The organism is Streptomyces sp. NPDC031365 (genome assembly GCF_055569765.1).
In genome coordinates this window covers 1-18,268 of the sequence record NZ_JBVIIM010000056.1, presented here as the reverse complement: position 1 = coordinate 18,268, position 18,268 = coordinate 1, and the positions used below count along the sequence as shown (strand labels likewise).

Annotated in this window: 18 protein-coding genes and 1 pseudogene; 12 read left to right on the top strand and 7 right to left on the bottom strand. The window is 68.4% G+C overall.

The annotated features are described in order from the left end of the window. Window positions 1-245: 245 nt before the first annotated feature. The 7 genes from ACZ5C2_RS37945 (at window position 246) to ACZ5C2_RS37915 (ending at window position 10,659) form a co-directional block, all read left to right on the top strand. Window positions 246-1,040 carry an adenine nucleotide alpha hydrolase family protein gene (locus ACZ5C2_RS37945; protein ID WP_468801446.1) on the top strand — a complete coding sequence of 265 codons (795 nt, stop codon included), beginning with the start codon at window positions 246-248 and terminating at the stop codon, window positions 1,038-1,040. Beyond that, window positions 1,037-1,783 (top strand): TatD family hydrolase, encoded by a 747-nt coding sequence (locus ACZ5C2_RS37940; protein WP_468801444.1) that lies wholly within the window; start codon window positions 1,037-1,039, stop codon window positions 1,781-1,783. Before ACZ5C2_RS37945 ends, ACZ5C2_RS37940 begins: the two co-directional genes overlap by 4 nt. Window positions 1,784-1,991: 208 nt before the next feature. Next, the gene (locus tag ACZ5C2_RS37935; protein ID WP_468801443.1) at window positions 1,992-2,129 is read left to right on the top strand and encodes a hypothetical protein; all 138 of its coding nucleotides are present in this window, start codon (window positions 1,992-1,994) and stop codon (window positions 2,127-2,129) included. A gap of 94 nt (window positions 2,130-2,223) precedes the next feature. Continuing rightward, on the top strand, window positions 2,224-3,522 hold the full coding sequence (locus ACZ5C2_RS37930) for a restriction endonuclease-related protein (RefSeq protein ID WP_468801441.1): 1,299 nt from the start codon (window positions 2,224-2,226) through the stop codon (window positions 3,520-3,522). After that, complete coding sequence (locus tag ACZ5C2_RS37925) at window positions 3,519-6,827, top strand: pPIWI_RE_Z domain-containing protein (protein WP_468801439.1); 3,309 nt, start codon at window positions 3,519-3,521, stop codon at window positions 6,825-6,827. The genes ACZ5C2_RS37930 and ACZ5C2_RS37925 overlap by 4 nt, the downstream gene beginning before the upstream one ends. Further along, window positions 6,827-9,472, top strand: a complete 2,646-nt coding sequence (locus ACZ5C2_RS37920; RefSeq protein WP_468801438.1) for a pPIWI_RE module domain-containing protein — start codon at window positions 6,827-6,829, stop codon at window positions 9,470-9,472. The genes ACZ5C2_RS37925 and ACZ5C2_RS37920 overlap by 1 nt, the downstream gene beginning before the upstream one ends. 638 nt (window positions 9,473-10,110) lie before the next feature. Then, window positions 10,111-10,659: a Uma2 family endonuclease gene (locus ACZ5C2_RS37915; RefSeq protein WP_468801448.1), complete on the top strand. Its 549-nt coding sequence runs from the start codon at window positions 10,111-10,113 to the stop codon at window positions 10,657-10,659. A 228-nt stretch (window positions 10,660-10,887) separates the two neighbouring features. Here the strand turns inward: ACZ5C2_RS37915 and ACZ5C2_RS37910 are convergent, their stop codons facing one another. Continuing rightward, the gene (locus tag ACZ5C2_RS37910) at window positions 10,888-11,664 is read right to left on the bottom strand and encodes an Hsp15 family protein (RefSeq protein WP_468801436.1); all 777 of its coding nucleotides are present in this window, start codon (window positions 11,662-11,664) and stop codon (window positions 10,888-10,890) included. 104 nt (window positions 11,665-11,768) lie between these two features. On the opposite strand from ACZ5C2_RS37910, the gene ACZ5C2_RS37905 reads away from it, so the two are divergent. The 3 genes and pseudogenes from ACZ5C2_RS37905 to ACZ5C2_RS37895 all read left to right on the top strand — a co-directional run bounded on the left by ACZ5C2_RS37905 (window position 11,769) and on the right by ACZ5C2_RS37895 (window position 12,970). Further along, window positions 11,769-12,074, top strand: coding sequence for a hypothetical protein (locus ACZ5C2_RS37905; protein WP_468801434.1), 306 nt, complete (start codon window positions 11,769-11,771; stop codon window positions 12,072-12,074). 477 nt (window positions 12,075-12,551) lie between these two features. Beyond that, window positions 12,552-12,688, top strand: a pseudogene (locus ACZ5C2_RS37900) (undecaprenyl-diphosphatase); the annotation flags it as partial. 102 nt (window positions 12,689-12,790) lie between these two features. Next, a complete protein-coding gene (locus tag ACZ5C2_RS37895; RefSeq protein WP_468801433.1) occupies window positions 12,791-12,970 on the top strand; it encodes a hypothetical protein in 180 nt (59 codons plus the stop codon). A gap of 25 nt (window positions 12,971-12,995) precedes the next feature. Here the strand turns inward: ACZ5C2_RS37895 and ACZ5C2_RS37890 are convergent, their stop codons facing one another. From ACZ5C2_RS37890 to ACZ5C2_RS37880, 3 genes are all read right to left on the bottom strand, one after another. Then, window positions 12,996-13,736, bottom strand: a complete 741-nt coding sequence (locus ACZ5C2_RS37890) for an SDR family NAD(P)-dependent oxidoreductase (RefSeq protein WP_468801431.1) — start codon at window positions 13,734-13,736, stop codon at window positions 12,996-12,998. 66 nt (window positions 13,737-13,802) lie between these two features. Further along, window positions 13,803-13,931, bottom strand: coding sequence for a hypothetical protein (locus tag ACZ5C2_RS37885; protein WP_468801430.1), 129 nt, complete (start codon window positions 13,929-13,931; stop codon window positions 13,803-13,805). 100 nt (window positions 13,932-14,031) lie between these two features. Continuing rightward, window positions 14,032-14,427, bottom strand: coding sequence for a winged helix-turn-helix transcriptional regulator (locus tag ACZ5C2_RS37880; RefSeq protein ID WP_468801428.1), 396 nt, complete (start codon window positions 14,425-14,427; stop codon window positions 14,032-14,034). 153 nt (window positions 14,428-14,580) lie between these two features. Between ACZ5C2_RS37880 and ACZ5C2_RS37875 the strand changes: the two genes are divergently transcribed. Next, window positions 14,581-15,309 (top strand): alpha/beta fold hydrolase, encoded by a 729-nt coding sequence (locus ACZ5C2_RS37875; protein ID WP_468801426.1) that lies wholly within the window; start codon window positions 14,581-14,583, stop codon window positions 15,307-15,309. A gap of 205 nt (window positions 15,310-15,514) precedes the next feature. Here the strand turns inward: ACZ5C2_RS37875 and ACZ5C2_RS37870 are convergent, their stop codons facing one another. Together ACZ5C2_RS37870 and ACZ5C2_RS37865 are read right to left on the bottom strand one after the other, a co-directional pair. Then, entirely contained in the window at window positions 15,515-15,919 is a 405-nt protein-coding gene (locus tag ACZ5C2_RS37870; protein ID WP_468801424.1) for a hypothetical protein, read from the bottom strand. Further along, on the bottom strand, window positions 15,916-16,407 hold the full coding sequence (locus ACZ5C2_RS37865) for a hypothetical protein (protein ID WP_468801422.1): 492 nt from the start codon (window positions 16,405-16,407) through the stop codon (window positions 15,916-15,918). The genes ACZ5C2_RS37870 and ACZ5C2_RS37865 overlap by 4 nt, the downstream gene beginning before the upstream one ends. A gap of 407 nt (window positions 16,408-16,814) precedes the next feature. Between ACZ5C2_RS37865 and ACZ5C2_RS37860 the strand changes: the two genes are divergently transcribed. Then, entirely contained in the window at window positions 16,815-17,426 is a 612-nt protein-coding gene (locus ACZ5C2_RS37860) for a DUF3885 domain-containing protein (RefSeq protein WP_468801421.1), read from the top strand. A 166-nt stretch (window positions 17,427-17,592) separates the two neighbouring features. Here the strand turns inward: ACZ5C2_RS37860 and ACZ5C2_RS37855 are convergent, their stop codons facing one another. Beyond that, the gene (locus tag ACZ5C2_RS37855) at window positions 17,593-17,805 is read right to left on the bottom strand and encodes a hypothetical protein (protein WP_468801419.1); all 213 of its coding nucleotides are present in this window, start codon (window positions 17,803-17,805) and stop codon (window positions 17,593-17,595) included. Window positions 17,806-18,268: the final 463 nt, after the last annotated feature.

Here is an 18,268-nt window from a genome sequence, read left to right as displayed (position 1 = left end):
CGGGCGCCGCCCGCCACCAGTCGTGCGAGCCGCACCTCTGGCCGGCTGCTCACGTCATCGTCCGTCGCGCCGTTCCGGTCCGTCGGGGCTCCATCCCTTGAGGTATGGCTTCAGTTCCGCCGGCGTGGGCTCACGCGTGTGCGGCATTCCTGGAAGCCGGGTCAATGAGCACTGTGCATCGTGAAGTTGCTGGTCACGGGCCTGGTGTGCGTAGGGTTCGGGATGCTCGTGCTGGTGGCGGACGGATGACTTCGGCGAAGATCGTCGGTCAGCGGGCGACTTTTCGGTTCGTCAGCACCAGCAGGGCCCGCACGAGGCGCCCAGGAGCAGCCGCTGCCCCCGGCCGTGAGGCCACCAGCCGCTCGCGGTCGCTGCTGTTCCTGACCTCCGCGCTGGCCCTGGCGTCACCCCTGGGCCCCACCGTCCCGGTCCACTTTCCCGAGAACGGCTACATCGGCGTCAACGTCCCGCTCGCCCCGGCACGGTCAGGAAGCTTCAGCACCCGCACCACCCAACCCCACTTCCTGGCCCTGCTCGAACAGACCGCCCGGGCGGCCGGCGTGGAAAACCCGCTGGTCAACCCCTACCGGCTGACAAGCAAGGGCGAGATGCCGGTGTCCAGCCGCAACGCGGAGCTTCTGCGCGAGCTTGCCCCCTTGAGCGTCTCCTGCTCCCACCCGGAGGTGGCCCGCTACGCCCGCCGCCCACCGGGCAACTGCGGCTACTGCTTCCCCTGCTTGATCCGCAGGGCGGCCATGGCCCGCGCCGGATGGGACGACCCGGACGACTACCCGTGGGACGCCCTCAGCGACCCCGCCCTGCTGGACACGGAGTCGGACCGCAGCGCCGACCTGCGCGCCGTCGCCATCGGCACCCGGCCGGGACGCCCGGACCGCGACGTCTTGCGCAACGGGCCGCTGCCTTCAGGAGAGCGGCTGGCGTTCCTGGACGTCTGGCGGCGCGGCAGCGCCGAAGTACGGTCCTGGCTCACCGCCGGAGCGACCGGGGCTCTCGCCGAGCAATTGGCGAGGGCCGCGTGAGCACGCTCTGGGACACCCACTGCCACCTGACAGGCTACGACCACCCGGCCGCCGTCATGGCCGAGGCCGCCGACGCGGGTGTCACCATCGTCGCCGTGTCCGAAGATCCCGGCCAGTACCGAGTGCTGCGCACACGGCTCGGCCGCCGCCCCGGGATCGTGGCCGCGCTCGGCATGCACCCCCTGCACGCCGCCTCGTTCGCCCCCGCCGACCTCGCCCGGTTCCTGCGCCTACTGCCCGACGCCTCCTGGATCGGCGAGATCGGCCTGGACTTTTCCCCCGCTGGCCGACCCGCCCGGCGCGCCCAGCTCCGCATCTTCGAGGGGATCCTGTCCGACCCACGCACGACCACACTCCCCCTCACGACCCACAGCCGCGGCGCCGAACGCGAAACCATCCAGCAGCTGGCTCAAGCCCGCGCCTCACGTGCGATCCTTCACTGGTGCACCGGGCCGGTGGGGCTGGTGGAGGAAGCCGTCGCCGCTGGCCTATGGTTCTCTGTCAACCCCGCCATGATCACCTCCGCACGCGCCCAACGACTGCTTCGGGAGATCCCGCCCGATCGTGTACTCCTGGAAACCGACGGCCCTTTCACCCGCCACCACGGCAGGCCGAGCCGCCCGTCCGACCTCCCCGCTCTCCTGCCACGGCTGGCCGCCTTGTGGTCCTTGGACGAGGACGGGGCCCGGCGCCGGCTGAACACCAATCAAGCGGTCTTCTTCCCGCCGCCAACCCCGTCCTGAAGGGGGGCCGGGCCGACTCGTCGTTGAAGCCGACCGGCCGCGTCAACGGCTTGGTCGAACAAGTTCTCGCCGAGCTCGGGGTGGAGGGTGCCCGCGATGCCGGCGCTCCGGCCAGGAGCGCCAGGCGGTCCGCGGCGTCGTATCCGTCGTCGCGGGCGGACGTAGCGGACGTGCGGGCCGCCGAAGGAGCCGCGGACGTGTGCGGCCGATGTCGGTGTCTACGGAAGAAGCGGCGGGTCTCGGCAGCGAGTTCGACCTGGTCGCGGCCCGCTCCTGGCACCCCTGCGGCATCATCTGGGTCGTCACCGAGATCGACCACGGAGCTGGAGCTGCCACCCGCCCTTGAACGCAACCCCATATATCGAGCATCCGTTCGCTCAAAGAACATTCATGCGTAACCGATAGTGCATTGTCAGTGACGTGCTGTATACCGATCGGCTGTGAGTACTACTCAGGAAGCCGCCAGATTCGCTGGCCATGCGCCCACTCAGTCCGCCGCACCGGAGCCGCCAGGCGACTGTCCATCGGCGGAGGGGACAGTGGAGTCACCAGACGTCGTGCTCGCCAGCGGAACGGGCCTGCGGAGCTCAGCGGACGACTACGTGACGGTGGAGTTGCTGTGTGCTGCCTTGGCGAGAATCCGGCTCGGTCGGCAGCAGGCGGATGCCGGGCACTTCGGGTCTGCTGAAGCGCACAGTCCATTGCCTCGCGCCTGGCGTGACGCCCGGGGGCGGTTGTGGTGGAAGGCGCAGGTGCTGGGGTCGGACTGGCCTGGCAACGACCTTGAGCTGTTCGAGTGGTGCCGTCGCCCGCTGGGGTCCTGGCCCGTTCCGCTCTCCCTCGCCGACGGTGATCTCGAAGCCGTCCTGCTGGACCAGGATGAGCTGTCAGAGTTCGCCGAGCAGGCAGCCGATCTGGTCCGGCACGCAGACGTCGAGGCGGAGTTGGTTCAAAACCAGACCTTCGCGGCGCTGATGTCGTGCGCTCGGATGAACGGTGACGACGAGGAGGCTGTCCAGCGAATCTACTGCAGCCTGCGGCGCCTGCTGATCGATCGCCCCGTGCTGAGCGACCGCGACGTCCACGCATTGACTCGAGAGCTGCCGAAGGCGGACGCCGACAGCGACTCGTACCTCGCGAAGTTCGTGCGCACCGCGTACATCCTCCATCCGGTCGAGAGTCCGGGGAAGGTCCGGCTGAGTCGCTGTCGGGAGTGCCGCAACCCGGTCGACGACGGGGCGAGCGGCTGCGGCACTCCAGGGTGCGACGGAAGGCCAGAGCGGTTCGAGGTGGCGTGTCTGGGCGGGTACTGGACCCAGCACAGGGCGACCCGTCAGTTCTTCCACGACCCTGGACTGCTCGAAGGGCGGCTGCTGGACCGGCTCGCCGAACTGCCGGCGGACCGGGTTCGGGCTGAGCCGTGGCCGTGTCTGGACGCCTGGGACGCGGCGTTGATCTTCGAACCGGTGAGCGCCGTCGGGGGGAGGGAATGCTGGGCGATCGACGCGAAGGACTGTGCGAGCCCCACCCTCCTCGCCAGGGGGTTCCGCAGCGATCCCCGTGTGCCGGCGCGTCGGCGCATCATCGTCGTCCCGATGCACCGCCTCCAGACACCTGGCTACCTCACGGATCTGGAACGCGAGCTCCAGGGCCGGGCCGCCGGAGTCGAAGTCCTCGATGAGAAGGCATTCCTGCGGCAAGTCCGCATCCGCGCGACCAAGGTGGGAGGCGCACGATGAGGGACACCCGTTCCTGGAGCACCTCGCTGGTGAAGGAGCTGGACGACGAGTGCGTCCGGCCGATGCTCGGCCCGCTCAAGCCGTGGGAGCTGTGTGCCCTCGAACTGGGGCTGTCGTTCCTGGCCGATCACATGCCGGGGCGGGGCATCGGCGCTCTGTGGCCCGTGCTCGCCGGGTACATGCGGTTGGACCCGGTGCTCGACCCGCAGATCCGGACTCTGCGTGAGCTGATGGGCCCGGTTGCCAAGACCGGGACGATGCGGGAGAAGCTCGACCACTACGTAAAGCTCCCCGCCCAGGTGCGCGGGTTCGAGCCAGGCGACATGGCGGGGCACAAGGCTGAACTGTCGACGGTGTTCAGCCGGCGCCCTTCCCCGTACGCCGCGGCACGCCATGACGTCTACCGGCAGAAGCTTCAGGAAGCCGCCCCCTACAAGGCGGGGAACGGCTATCGGCCGGCGCCACCTGGTTCGACGTGCTCTTTCGAGCGAACTGACGGCAGCTGGGAAAAGATCCGTATTCCTGAGACGTTCGTCCCTGCGCCGGCCCCGCCCGAGCTGGCGGCGACGGCCTTCCGAACACGGGAGCCGATACCTCTCACCATGGAGGATTTCAAGCGGGCTGCCGCCGAGATGGACGAGCTCCTGGTCGCTCACCCGGAGATCGAGAACCGGAACTTCGTCAAGCGGCTGAAGCAGATGGAGGCCCTGCTGGCCGACCATGCGGGAGGGCGCCTCCTGGAGCAGCCACAGGAGATGGTCATCGACGGTCTGTGGCACGTGGTGGGCCTGATGAACAGCGGAAAGTCCACACTGCTGGACATGATTGCCTACATCGTTGCCCAGCGCGGGGGCAAGGTGGGCTTCGTGCTCGCCTCGGGTAGCGACATGTACGCCAAGGTCACCTTCCTGCAGGCGCTCGGCATCAACACTGTCCCCATCTTCGGACGGACCCGGGAGGGAGTCCACAAGGACCGCTACTGGCGCTCCCTCCTCCACGACGGCGCTACCACCTTTCCCACCGGGGCCGATGCTGGAGCAGCGTTCGCCGACGACCAGTGCTACGTGGAGGAGCTGCGCCTGACCAGCAGGAGCGACCGGGCTCCGCTCCCGAGGGAGGAGCGGCCGTGCAGGGGCAAGCTCTTCGTGGACGGCCAGCGCGGGCGCCGGGACTGCCCGATCCTTTCGCGATGCCCTGCCCACGCAGCGGCTCGCCATGTGGCCGATGCCCAGGTGTGGGTGACCACTGCTGCCGGCCTGGCTTCCACGATGATGCCGCAGTCCCAGATCGAGGTCCGCGTCGCCGAAGCGGCCCAGCATCACCTGGCCGTTCTCCTGCTGGACGAGGCCGACACCGTGCAGCAGCAGTTCGACGACCGGTTCCTGCTGCACGAGATTCTCTCCCAACCCGGCCGGGGCTGGAGCCATCGCGTGGGGGATCGGATCGGACAGCACTTGGAGCACTCGTGGTTCCTCGTCCTGCGGGACCCCGAGGTGACGGCGGGCGAAAAGCACTTCCGGCGCCACGACCAGGCGCTGACGGAGCTCTACCGGCTGATGATCGACCCGGGAGCCGACCACCTGCGCGCGATCATCGCCGAGGGACCGTTCACCGGGTACAGCCTCCTGCGGCGCCTGTCCCGAAGCCTCCATGGCCTCGGCGAGCGCAACGACTTCGCCCGCAAGGCGGAACTGGAGGAAGCCGCCGACCGGTACTTCGAAGAGAACTTCGAGCCGCTGGTCACCGCCCCCTTCCAGGTGCCCGCAGAGAACTGGGCCGAGCTGATCGAGGCCATGACAGCGGCCCACGACACTCCCCTGTCGGCGCAGGAGGCCGCCGAGGCGTGGATCGCGGCCCATCTGCCGGTACTCGACGGCATCACGGCCCGGGGCACGGCGGCGGAACTCGCGCAGCTGCTGCAGGGCGGCTTGTGGGCCGCGCGCATCACCACATCGTTCTTCGAGGTCGCCCAGCGTCTGCCGGCCATCAGCCCGTCGCAGATCGGTGACGGCGACGACTTCTGGAGCCGCCAGCCGCCCCGCGACCTGATGTCCTTCGTGCCCGAACAGGCCGCGGGCAATCTGATGGCACTGCAGTGGCAGCCCAACCCCGCCGGCGACAGCGGGTCCTTCAGCATCCTGTGGTTGCGTGGTGTGGGCCGGTGGCTGCTGTATCACCTCCATGACCTCCTGGAGGCCGAAGGGATCCAGGGGCCTAACGTCGTCCTGGCCTCCGCCACCAGCTGGATGCCCGCCTCGCCCCGCTTCCACCTCGACGTCACCCCGAACCTGGTCCTGCGCGAACCCGAGAAGGCCAGGGCGGCGCTGCTGGAAAGCAAGATGTTCTTCCGTCCGCCGCGCTACCGCGACGGCCGCCCGGTCTTCACCTCGGGCACCGGAGGTAACCCGACCCTCCACGCGCACGCTCTGTGCGCGTCCGCCGAGTGGATCTGCAATCCCGCCCCCGGTGCGCGGGAGTCGCTGCTCCAGCAGGCCCGTCAGCGTCTTGCCTCCGACCGTCAGCAGGTCCTGTTCACCGTGCAGAGCACGCGGGACGCTCAAACCGTCGCCGACTACATCAACCAGAAGACCCCGTACACGGCCCTCCATGTCATCCGCGACGACGATCCGCCCACCCGCCACAGCGTCCCCCGGCGGCGTCTTGCCACCTTCGCCGCCTCCGGTGCCGACATCCTCGTGGCAGCCGAAGGCGCTGTTCAACGCGGCCACAACATCCTCAACGCCCGCCGCGTCGCGGCCCTCGGCGCCGTGTTCTACCTGGCCCGGATCCATCCGCCCGCCGACGACGCGACCTTCCCGCTCTCGCTCCTCAGCCGCGAGGCGATGCGCCGTCTTCGAAATCCTGTCGACATCACTCTTGACCACGCCGATCCGGTTGACCTCGCGCGCAAGCTCCGCGGCAGCGAGCGTCGCCGCTGGCAGCGACGGGTGGGCGAGCCCGTCCTGTTCACCCGGCTCACCGACCCCATCGAGCACGCCGCGTTCGTCGGCAACTTTCTCGTTCCCCTCCACCAGACCCTCGGCCGTGGCATCCGCGGCAACGAGCCCGTGCTGGTCTACCTCTGCGACGCGGCCTTCGCCCCCCGCACCGCAAACCTCAACGAAACCGCCCCGGACACCGCCCGTACCAGCGTGATCGTCGCCGCGCAGCAGCTCCTGCACGGTTGGCTCACCGACCCCGGCCCCGCGGCCACGGCCTCCGAGCGGCTCGAGCACGAACTCGCCAAGGCCTGTTGGGGCCTGGCTTCCCATCTTCTCGACAACATCGACTGGGGTCACCGCTGATGCCCGCCTACCGCAGCACCCAAGCCACCGTCCTCACCTTCACATCGGAAGCCACCTGGCCCGTCACCGGCTATCGAACGACCTGCCCGCCGGGGATGCTCGCCCTCCTGGAGAAGGCGTGGGATACCCGGCCCGGCCGTCGCCCCCGCGGCGGGCCCGACTACCTGCCCACCCGCTCGCTGAGGGACCTGCTCACCCTCATCGACCCCGACATCACGTCCGTACAGACGAATCCCCGCGGTCCCGCATGGCTCCGGGCCCGGACCGAGGTCGACCCGGACCTCCTTCTGATCGCTCTGTCGGCATGGGCCTCGGCCCGCGTGGCACCCCACATGCCCGACACCGACTGGTACAGCCAACTCGAAGGCGCCGGCCAACTAGAGTGGATCCCCGAGGAACTCGACCTCGCCCGCTACGACCTTCATGCCAACGGCACCGCCAACCCCCCGAGCCACGTCTTCAACCTCCTGCCCAGCCTCGTCGCCGAGCACCTCACCAGCAACGGGCTCCAACTTCTAGGACACCACCGCGACCTGCGGCTCGGTCCCACGCGCGCAGACGGCCGCCGTACCCTGCACCTCGGCGCACCCGAGACCCTCACCGACACAGACGGCTCGGCCGGAGCCAGTGTGGACGTCCTGACCTTCCACCTCGAGACAGTGCCCGGCGTCCCCGAAGTCCACCTCCACGTAGACCTGAACATGACACGCCTCGCGACGCGCCCAGTCGAGTACATCCCCCGCCGCGGATTCAGCGACCCGACCGCCAGCGTCCTCCTGTCCGCCAAGGAAGGATTCGTCCACCGCCGCGAGCGGCCCATGCTCCTGCAGAGCGGAGTCACCATCCAGCGGCGCGGGGAGAGCAGCACCTGGACCTGGGAGCCGGGCGTCGCCGAGATCCTCGCTCGCCTCACCCACCACCAGCCACCCAGCCTCGACCAACTGCGCACCGCGCCCGGCGACGCGGCAGCCCAGCCCTTCGCCGCCCACCTCGTCCACAGCACCGGCATGACCTACCGCTGCCCCGACAAGGACGGCGCCCCGCCGGTGCGCTCGGTCCACGACCACCCCGTCGGCCACGGTTACCAGCCCCGCGACCACATGGAGGTCCTCACCCGGGTCGCCCACCAGCTGGAGGAGAAGGGGCTGGCTCCGCTCGCGCCCACGCACAAGGCCCGGACCCGCGCCAAGGCGCTCCTGCCTCTGGAGCTGCCCGACGCCCCTACCTACGAAATCGAGGTATGGGTGTCCTCCGACCGGACCTGGCAGGGCCTGCAAGTCGCTGCCGCCGCGAAGCTCGGCCTGACCCCCGGCCGATCCACAGCGACTTCCGCCGGCTTCACGGGGCCGATCAACGTCACGCTCCACCGCTGCGACCCCGGGGACCTGACCGCCGGCCTTCCCCGTTCCACCAACCCCGACAAGGCCGTGCGACGCGCCGAGTACGAAAGGAGCGAGACCGAGCGCGCCACGAGGATCGCCGAAGCCCTCCCCCGCCTCGCCGAACCCATCGCCTGCATCGTGGAGATGGAAGGAGCCGCCTACTTCTCACGAACGCGCCAAGGCGATCCAAAGAAGCTCTTCAAGAAGACCCTCCCGGCTCTCCGCCGGAACGTCCAGTGCCTTCGCCCGATCGCCCCGGCCAACCCCAATCCCGGCAAAGCCGCCCTCGCCAAGCGCTTCGCCGACACCGACTTCGCCACGAGCGACATCGAACGCGCCGCCGCCGCCCTCAACGACGCGCTCCGCCAGGCCGGCCACCTGCCCAAGATCGCCGTACCCCAGGGCATCGACGGCGCCTTCGAACTGATCACGGTCTGGCTCGTCCCGGCGGGCGAACGGATGATAGTGCCCATCCTCATCCGGCAGCACACCCACGAAGAACCCACCGCACAGCTCATGCCCACGCCTGGCAGCCCGACCGAGCACCCCATGCCGCTGACCGCACTTCCCGAGGCGCTGACCGCCGGCCGCGGACGCGTAGCCACCCGCACCTCACGCGCGGCCCTCGCCGAGTTCATCACCGGCGCCCTGGCCCTCGACTCCACAGCCGACCGGCTCCTGCTCGTACGCCGCGCGCGGATGAGCGATCGGGAGATCTGGCCGTGGCTGCAGGACAGCCGGATCGCCTTCGACCAGCTGGTCCTGCCAGGGGTTGACATGACCGACCCCGCTGTGACTCCGGCGATCCGAAAGCCCGGCGACCAGCCCGGCCTGCGAATCCTCCGGCTCCGGGAACGAAGCGACCGCGACGCGGTCCCCCGGTCCTTCGGAGTCACCGAGGAGCTGGTCAGGACCGGCGAGGAATCGGAAGAGCTGGTTCCTGTGACGAGGTACGGGCGGTTCTCCGGGGTCGTCCAGGTCGGAGAACGCGCGTTCTGGGGCATCAACCCCCGCTCGGCCCAGAACCAGACCTCGCTCGGCGTCACCAAGCTCGACCCGGCCGAACTGGGCAACCGAACCAAGACCTGCTCCAACCCGACTTCCCTGGAGATCGTGCCCGCGTTCCTCCAAGACGGAGACAACCCCGCCGACTGGGCAATGTATGTCCACGCCCAGCGACGTCTCCACGCCCACACGACGATCGCCACCACATGGCCAGCCATCGCCCACCTCGCCGAACTGATGGAGGAGTACATCCTGTAATCAGCGCGGCGCACATGACGGCGCTCGGGCAGCTCCTACACGGCCGGGCTGAGAGGGTGTCAGCCCGACTGGAGCCCCTGTAGGACCTGCTCCGCCAGTCTCCGTGCGGGAACCCGACGCGGGTCCTCGGGATCGGCGTAGGGGCCGAGGGTTCACGGTGACGAACAACGTCATCAGCTTGCCGATCTTCTCGCGCGCCGCCATTCGGCCCGTTCCCGTCCAAATCGTTCGGGACGGCCACGCACGGTGCGCTCGAGTTGCCAGTAGACGGCGGATCTCGGCTGGAGTGCGGTCCACGAGGTCGGGTGTGTCGTGGTCGGCTCCCCCTTTTGCCGACGGGGGGCTTCCACTGCGACCTCGCCAACATCGCAAGCCTGGTGTCGGCCGACCTCGACCCGGCGCTCAAGCTGACGTGCACCACTCCTCCGAAGCAGCTCGTCCATGGACCACATCGTCCGGATCCACACCGAGATGATCACCGGCCTCCGGCTCGTCGGACCCACACGGGCCGAGTGAGAGGTCCGGTCGCTCGACTATGCTGACACCAGCGTTGCGCCCGTGTCCGCGATCCGGGATGAGGGCCCCTGACCTCTTCGAGGCGCCTGGAGGAAGCCGTGACCGCCGAACTCCCCAACTGGATGATCCCGCCCAGGATCAGCGGCTGGGAAGCCGATGACCTCGACCACCTCGCCCAGGCACCGCGGCACACCGAACTCATCGACGGAGCCCTGATCTTCATGATGTCGCCGCAGCGGTCCTGGCACGCCCGGCTGGTGGAGAACCTGACCTTCGCCCTGCGCCAGGCCGCCCCCGTCGGGTTCGACGCCGAGCGTGAGATGACCGTCAGGCTCGACAAGAAGAGCCGCCCCGAGCCGGACATCCTGGTCACGACCGCCCCGTACGACCCCGACCGGACGTGGTACGCGCCCGAGGACGTCGCCCTGGTCATCGAGGTCGTCTCGGAGGAGTCGGCGGACCGCGACCGTTCCCTGAAGCCCTTCAAGTACGCACAGGCCAGGATCCCCCACTTCTGGCGCGTCGAGGACGAGACCGGCGCCCCCACCGTCCACACCTACGAACTCGACACCATGACCAGCACCTACGTGGCCACCGGCATCCACCGCAACCGGTTGAAGGTCTCCGTCCCCATCCCCCTCGACATCGACCTCGACAGCCTCGTGCCCTGACCGCCCCTCCCGGACGCCAGGCCACGGCTTCGCGAGCTGGAAGCGTAAGTCGCATCACACCCCCGCGAGGGCGAAGGTGAACGGTTCACGTCGTCCGCCTCGTCCACGTGCCCGGTCTCTGTACACCAGGAATCCCGCAGTGACCGGCGCAACGTATCTCGCCGATCACTGCCACGAGCGCATCCCCGTAAGGCCGCCAAGCCCGGTCCTCGAAAGACCCTCGCGCCTCTAATAGTTCTCCCGCACGTACTCGTACGTCCGGTCGAACAGCGCACCCTTGATCGGCAAGCCGTACTCCTTCAGCACGGAACGCAGCTCGCGACGGACGCGTTTGTCGCCCGCGTCACTCGCGCTCCAGCCGGCGTAGGCGACCTCGACGACGATCGAGTCGATCCGCGAAACTATGTCGGGGACGATCTTGTGCAGTCCCGGTGGCGTGTTCTCCTCGACGATCTGGGTGAGCGCCCCGCGCTTGGGATCGGCCAGCCTGTCGAGCGCACTCTGGTCGCCCTGTTCCGCTGCCCGGTCCGCGGCGACCACATCTTGAGCGATCTTCAGCGCTTCCTCGAGGAACGCCAGCGAGTCCTCGACGTTTTCGATCGCCTTGGTACGGAGCTTCTCGATCCGCTCCGCCAGCGACCGGTACGCCGGACTCTCAGTATCGGCGAGCCGACGCCTGAGGCGCGCCTCGATGGAGTCGAGGACCTCCTGGTACACGTCATCGGCTTTCGACTCCGGCCTCTGCCGCTCGGAGAGCTTCAGCTGCTCGGCGATCTTCTTCACCAGTGCCAGGCCGGCAGCGTCGAGCGTGACTGTCTTCGACGGCATCGACTTCACGCCGACATCGGTCATGTGACCGTGGATCAGGTCGGTGGTCTTCGCGCCGAGACGTGCCCAGAGGAACGTCTTGGAGACGTCTTTGGGCCGGATCGACTCGTACACCTTCGCGAGCCAGAAGTACTGCCGCTTGAACGGCTGGAGCATCGGGTGCGGGTCGAGGAACACGCCTTGCCAGGGCGGCGCCGTTCGCCGGACGCGTGGTGAACACCGTCCGCAACGTCGAACGCCTCCTGGCCAGCGCCGACCCATCGATCCACCACGGTCGGGCCATGACCTGCGTCTACCGCGCCGAGACCGCCGTGTGCCGCCGGATCCGTCTCGAGGCCGGGCTGCCCGCCGACGGCCCTGACGAGACCGCATGCCGCCCCACCTGCCCCAACCTCGCACATACCGATCGCGACATCGACGCCCTGCACGACCGCCTGGTCCGCCAGGAGGCCGCGGCCGACGACCCGCTGGTCCCGCGTCCCCGCCAGGAGCGCGCCGAGGCGCAGGCCGCCCGCACCCGCGGCATCATCAACCAGCACAAGACCAGCCGCCCCGAGCACGGCGGAACGACTGAGGGAGGAACATGATGGGCGGCAAGCGCCGCGATACGGCCGCCGACCGGGCCGCCATCGCCGCGGCCGCCGAGCGCCTGCTGTCGTCGACGCGGCCGACCGGCCTCCGAGGAGTTCACGAGGATTCGCCTGAACCAGCCCCAGCTGGTCACCTCCCGCCGTCCCCTTCCGGAGGTCCCTGCGACCGCATACGCCGGGAAGCGGCTGTACCTGCTTCGTCACGGCGGCAAGGAGTGGCTGGACGACGATCGACACAGTCGCATCGCCGTGGAGACCCGCATGGGCCACGAGGTCGCCGGCGTGGAAGGTCTCTACTCGCACGTTCCCCTGACCATGGAGCAGGAGATTGCCGATTCGCTGCAAAGCAAGTGGCTGCGCCGTTCGTGGTCGGCGAGGGAGGGCACTGGAAAGGCGCCATCTCCCACTGCTCTACCATTCGATCTTGAAAAGTGGTGGAAACCAGCAGGTCAAAGCCGCCCAGGACACGTCGACATAGTTTCGTTCATGAAGTTCATCTCGACCAAGAGCTTCAGCCGTTCGTCTGGTACCGCATCGCGCTCGGACTCGTGATCATCGTCCTGGTCGCCATGGGCGCACTCAGCCCGCACGCGGCGGAGTCGGCGGGCTGAGCCCGAGCCACGGGAAGGTGACCGGGGCACGTGACCGAACACATACGGGTCGGGTAGCCGTCCGGTAGCGCACAGTCAGTCCGTGGCCCTAGGCTTGTCCGCATGTCCCCCGATTTAACGCCCCCTGGTTCCATGCGGTCCGCCGCCGAGGTCAACGAGCAGATCCGCGCCCTGTGGCTGCGCGCGGGCGGCTCCCTCTCCGCACAGGAACGCGCGGAGTACGAGCTGCTGGTGGTCGAGTGGGCGGCGGCGATCCGCGGCCGGGTCGTCGAAGCGGCCTGATCGCCCCCCGCCCGTCCGGTACGCCTCAGCGTCCGCCCGCGACCCGCAGCACCGCCCCCGTGGTGTACGAGGCGTCCGGCGACATCAGCCACGCCACGGCCGCGGCGATCTCCTCGGCCTGCCCCGCCCGCCGCAGCGGAACCGCCCCGGCGACCTGCCGGGCGCGGTCCGGGGCACCCATGGCGGCATGCATCTCCGTGTCGATCACGCCCGGGGCGACCGCGTTGACCCGGATTCCGTCCGGACCGAGCTCCTTGGCCAGGCCGAGGGTGAAGGTGTCGACGGCGGCCTTCGTCGCCGCGTAGTGCACGTACTCGTTCGGGCTGCCCAGCGTGGCGGCGCCCGAGGAGATGTTCACGATCACGCCGTCGCCCCGGGGAACCATCAGCTGCGCCGCCCGCCGCGAACACAGCAGCGTCCCCATGAGGTTGACGTCGACGACGCGCCGCAGGGTGCCGGTGCCGGCCTCGGTGAACCGCCCCAGCGGCCCGGTCACCGCGGCGTTGTTCACCAGCCCCGTCACCGGCCCGAGCTCCCGCTCCGCCACCTCGAAAAGCCGCTCGGCATCCGCCTCGACTGACGTGTCCGCGCGCACGGTCACGGCGCGGGCCCCGGCCGCGCGCACCCCCTCCGCCACGGACTCTGCGGCAGCGGAGTCGCGGACGTAGTTCACCACCACGTCGTGCCCCTCCGCCGCGAGCCGCAGACACGTCGCGGCCCCGATCCCCCGGCTGCCACCGGTGACCACCGTGACCAGACGCTTCATGAGTACCTCCTGGCGAAGAGCACGACACCGGCGAGGGCATTGCCGCCGAGTGCCGGACGGAGATCCTCACACTCGCAGATGCCGGAGCACATCATCGTCGACGGGGCGGGCCCGCTCCTCGGGCAACATCCCGGCCGCACGCTCCCGCACCCGCACCCGCACCCGCACCCGAGCATGGATCTCCGTGGCGAGCACCCTCTCCTGATCCTTCTTCGTGCCCCACCGACAGTTCACCGATGACCAGGGAAACTCATCGAGCCGTACCTGCCGATGGGTGGGTACAGCCGGGCGGGGGTCAGGCGGGCGAGCTGTCGAGGCGGGCGTCGTACACGGCGCGGGCGGCGTCGATGTGCGTCAGGTGAGTGATGCTCCACTCCAACAGGGGCGCGGTGGCATCGCGGAGGGTCCCGCCCATCGGAGTGAGTTCGTAACTGACGTGCGGTGGCATGACGTTGCGGACGGTCCGTGTGAGGATCCCGTCGCGTTCCAGGCCGCGCAGGGTGACGGTGAGCATGCGCTGGCTGATCCCGTCAACGGCCCGCTTGAGTTCGGTGAAGCGGCGCGGCCCCTGACTGAGGTTACGCACGATCAGCAGCGACCACTTGTCGCCGACGATGCCGAGCACTTCACGGGCCTGGCACGGGTCCTCCGGCCGCGCCGGCCGCGACTCGCCGCCCACTGTGCCGCTCATGGTTACCTCCAGAGAACCGAGGCACCTAAATGTGCCTTATTGATCATCGTGCGGCAGTTGCAGCACGATGATTTCGGTTCCCGAAGAGTACCGAGGCACTAACAGGAACCGTCCTGCTCCCGCGCCCTTACACCAAGAGGAAATGGTCCCCTCATGTCAACTTTTCTGCTGGTACACGGCGCCTGGCACAGCGGCCGGTGCTGGGAGCGGGTGGTCCCGCTGCTGGAATCGGCCGGACACCGCGTGTTCGCACCCTCACTGACCGGCTACGGCGACACGGCGCACCTGCTCGGTCCCGAGGTGGGGCTCGACACGCACGTCGCGGACGTCGTCAAGCTGATCCACGAGGCAAACCTGACGGAGGTGGCGCTCGTGGGTCACAGCTACGGAGGGCTGGTCGTCTCGTCCGTGGCCAACGAGGTACCGGAACGAATCGCGCACCTGGTGTACCTCGACGCGATGGTCCCGGAGCACGGTGAGACCGCCGTCGACGTGCAGCCCATGACCCAGAACCTGATCGACCTGGCCGCCACGTCCGACAACGGCTGGCGCATCCCGCTGCCCGAGATGCCTCCGCCCCTCGGCCTGTTCGGAGTCACTGACCCGGCGGATGTCGCATGGCTGCGTACGACGCTCTCCGACCAGCCAGTGCGCTGCCTACGGCAACCGGTGCGGCTGGACAACCCTGCCGCGGACTCCATTCCGCGCGCGCACATCCACTGCGTCGGCGCAGAGCCGGAGGGCATCGTGCGGCGGCCCATCCCCGCAACACAGCCCAACGGCTCCCCAGCATGGATACGGGAACTGCCTACCGGGCACGACTGCATGATCACCATGCCGGCGGACCTGTGCGAACTGCTGCTTGAATCCACCCTTCGGTAGCGTCCGGACCGTGGCTGCGGCAGCGAGCCGGGGGAGGGCCGCCACCGTCCGACAGCGGACCCGGCCCAGGAAGCCGCCCGCTTCACGAAAGAAGCACCATAGGGCCATATGTGAGGCCACCTTGTCCTCGGCAGAGGCAGGAGGCCGTTGATCCACATCAAGCCTCGCTCACAAACCTTTGGCAGCAGCTTGAAGCAAGACTCGCCTATAGGTGGCCGTCCGGTCCCACGCAGGACTCGCACTCATCACAGAGAATCAGCTCGATCGGCCGGGTTTCGCGTAGCGTTCCAGCGTCGCCGCAGCGCTCGCAGATGTGCTCGCTGGCGGCCGTGAACTCGGCCACCGGCGCGTTGAGCCTGACCGCCTCGTCGGACGTCCAGTTTCCACCCCGCTTCCACGGCCGAGGAAATGCCTGGAAGGCCAGGGCCGCCCACTTCTGCTTCACTGCCAGAAGCTCGTACTCGGGAAACGCCGCGACGGCCGCTTCATGGCACCGCAGTACAAGGACCCGCCACCCGGGCCCCACATCGAATTCGAACGAGGGATCACGGAGGTGGTGCCTGAGCGGCTCCAGTTCAGCAGCATGCGTTGGCACAGGACGGCCGCTCATCTCTTCGGTCCCTTCGTGTCGAACGCCCACACCCGTACGGGATCGAGGTGGAGTTCGTACGGGCCCATGCAGTCGGCAGCGAGGGTGGCGACGAGGACACCGCATCCACAGGCCACGTTGCGGCTCCCGGTGCCGAGCAGGCCGCAGCAACCCCAGTGCGTGCCGCCCTGATCCAGCAGCCTCAGAGCGGGTACGTCTTGGGTACGACGACGCTGTTCCTCGGGCCGGCCGGAGTCCAGTCGGTCAGCTCGGGCGCCATGAGCAGCCGGCGCGGATGGTGCGGCCGAGGTGCGTCGGTCGGCCGGGGTGAACGGTGCGCCCCACGGCTCGGGATCAACAGCATAGTGCCCTCGCGGCACACTGGAGGGGGCCAGACGCGTCTCCTTGTCCCGATCCTTGTCACGGCCGGAGACGTCCGGCACGGAGGGCAGCTCCACCAAGTCCGGGGTGAGTTCAACTCCGCACTTCGCGCAGTGGAAGACCGTCATACATGCCGTTGTAGCCGCCAAGCACTGTTGGCGCATCCTTGTTTCCGATGAGCAGCAGCACCGACACGGACGGTTGCATCCCTCGGAGTGGTGCAACTGGGGCCGACTGTCTGACCAAGGCTCGCTCCGCACAGATCAGTCACGTAGCCGTGATCCACCCTTGTGTGGACGCGCCCAAGAGGGTTGACGCAGGCCAGGCATCAGGTGGCATGTCGCTGCTGAGGGCTGTGAACGCGGCATGATGACCCACGTCAAGCCTCGTTCACAGACTGCATCCACAATGATCGGGGAAAACGCGTGCCCCCTTTGGTGGGCTGTACGTTCCGCACGGCGGAGGACGACCACCAGCAGTATCTTGACCGCGACATCAACGGCCACGGCGGACCGGTGCTTCCTGTCTGATCGGTGTGGCTCCGGCCAGGGGGGGTTCCGCCATCGACCCTGAGCTCCTGGCGGCTTTGTGGAGGGTACGCCATCCGTCGGGCCCTCCCGTCGCTCACACGTTTCGCACCAGCTACGCGGATCGCTGGGTGCGCTTCCACAGCCTTCCCGACTCGAAGCGCTACCCGGAGTCCGAGGACGAGTACGCGATCGTGCTGGATCGGTACAACACAATCCTTGACGAGTTGTTCGCGGGCACGGACGTGTTCGTGGTGACCATGGACTGGTCGAACACACCGACCGGGCTCGCGGGCTACCCGACGCCACGACAGACCCTGCATCCCGACGGTATCCGCTGGTGGACAGAGTCGGAGCAGGACGACCCCGACCCGGAGTTCCACACCCACACACGTCTGTACGCCGACCGGCGCCGGTGGAGCCGCAACTGTCTCGACGAGCTGTTGCGAGCCGTCGTGGACGAGGCGCTCGTCGAAGTCTTCGTTGCCGACACGGAACTGCGACGCATCCACCATCCCTACGACGGCGGCGCAGACGTCATCCTTGCCACGCCTGCGGAGCGTGACCGTGTGCGTGACCAGCACACAGATTGGCTTTCCAGCCACCCAGCCGGCCTCTGAGAGCCGGAGCGGCTTCCCCTCTCCCTGCCGACGCACAGTGGTCTGTCAACGCTGTCTGATAATCCACGTCAAGCGGTGTTCAGAGCCCTTTTGGGCTCCTCCCGTCCGGGACCCCGCCGTACAGCCCTCACTCGTCGAGCCTGGAGTAGATCAGCGCGGTGCGGCATCAGGGAGCCGAGAGGCATTCGGCCTCTCCCGTGTAGACGGCCAGCAACAAGTCGGGGCCCCGCCACCACGTGTCTGCGATGCCGTCGACCTCCCGTACCGGCTCGAAGGTGTCCAGGGCCAGGGCGTCGAGATCGTCTCCCGTAATCTTGGTTATCTGTCTCGCCCACGTCGATGCGTGGTGGGCGAGTGCGAGGGCCTCCACCCATCCCACGATGGTTCTGTGCAGGGGCGTCCACTGATCGGCATGAATGCCGAACTCGCCCTGGGGACCGCACCGTCGCAATGCGGAGCGGGAGGAAGGACGAGACCGCCCCAGCGCTCCTGTTACGTCACTGCTCGGTCCACCTCCACCGAGGGGATCCCAGCAGCCAGCCACTGCTCCCTGTGTTGGCTCGCCCATGGCACATCGACCCTGACGCCGTGGGTAACGACGAAACTCCGGGCCCGCTTCGTCAGCCCATGGGGTGCACGATCGCGACAAGACTCCATCCGGCTGACGCTACCGTTTCGCGGTGCCGACCGGCTCAGTCCTCCCGAGCGGCCTCCGAGTCCACAACGAGATGTCACTGCTCGTCGCCACGGAAGATTTCAAGTCCAGTGAGACGTTTGTGATGCTATGAGATCTGTGGTGTCGGTTCCCTACGCTTGGCGGGGTCGTTGATCCACGCCTTCTG

Coding starts and splice junctions, on each gene's coding strand:
- ACZ5C2_RS37875 (WP_468801426.1), top strand. CDS start 14,581: ATGTCAACTTTTCTGCTGGTACACGGCGCCTGGCACAGCGGCCGGTGC.
- ACZ5C2_RS37945 (WP_468801446.1), top strand. CDS start 246: ATGACTTCGGCGAAGATCGTCGGTCAGCGGGCGACTTTTCGGTTCGTC.
- ACZ5C2_RS37915 (WP_468801448.1), top strand. CDS start 10,111: ATGATCCCGCCCAGGATCAGCGGCTGGGAAGCCGATGACCTCGACCAC.
- ACZ5C2_RS37935 (WP_468801443.1), top strand. CDS start 1,992: ATGTCGGTGTCTACGGAAGAAGCGGCGGGTCTCGGCAGCGAGTTCGAC.
- ACZ5C2_RS37890 (WP_468801431.1), bottom strand. CDS start 13,736: ATGAAGCGTCTGGTCACGGTGGTCACCGGTGGCAGCCGGGGGATCGGG.
- ACZ5C2_RS37905 (WP_468801434.1), top strand. CDS start 11,769: ATGACCTGCGTCTACCGCGCCGAGACCGCCGTGTGCCGCCGGATCCGT.
- ACZ5C2_RS37925 (WP_468801439.1), top strand. CDS start 3,519: ATGAGGGACACCCGTTCCTGGAGCACCTCGCTGGTGAAGGAGCTGGAC.
- ACZ5C2_RS37895 (WP_468801433.1), top strand. CDS start 12,791: ATGTCCCCCGATTTAACGCCCCCTGGTTCCATGCGGTCCGCCGCCGAG.
- ACZ5C2_RS37865 (WP_468801422.1), bottom strand. CDS start 16,407: ATGACGGTCTTCCACTGCGCGAAGTGCGGAGTTGAACTCACCCCGGAC.
- ACZ5C2_RS37880 (WP_468801428.1), bottom strand. CDS start 14,427: ATGAGCGGCACAGTGGGCGGCGAGTCGCGGCCGGCGCGGCCGGAGGAC.
- ACZ5C2_RS37870 (WP_468801424.1), bottom strand. CDS start 15,919: ATGAGCGGCCGTCCTGTGCCAACGCATGCTGCTGAACTGGAGCCGCTC.
- ACZ5C2_RS37920 (WP_468801438.1), top strand. CDS start 6,827: ATGCCCGCCTACCGCAGCACCCAAGCCACCGTCCTCACCTTCACATCG.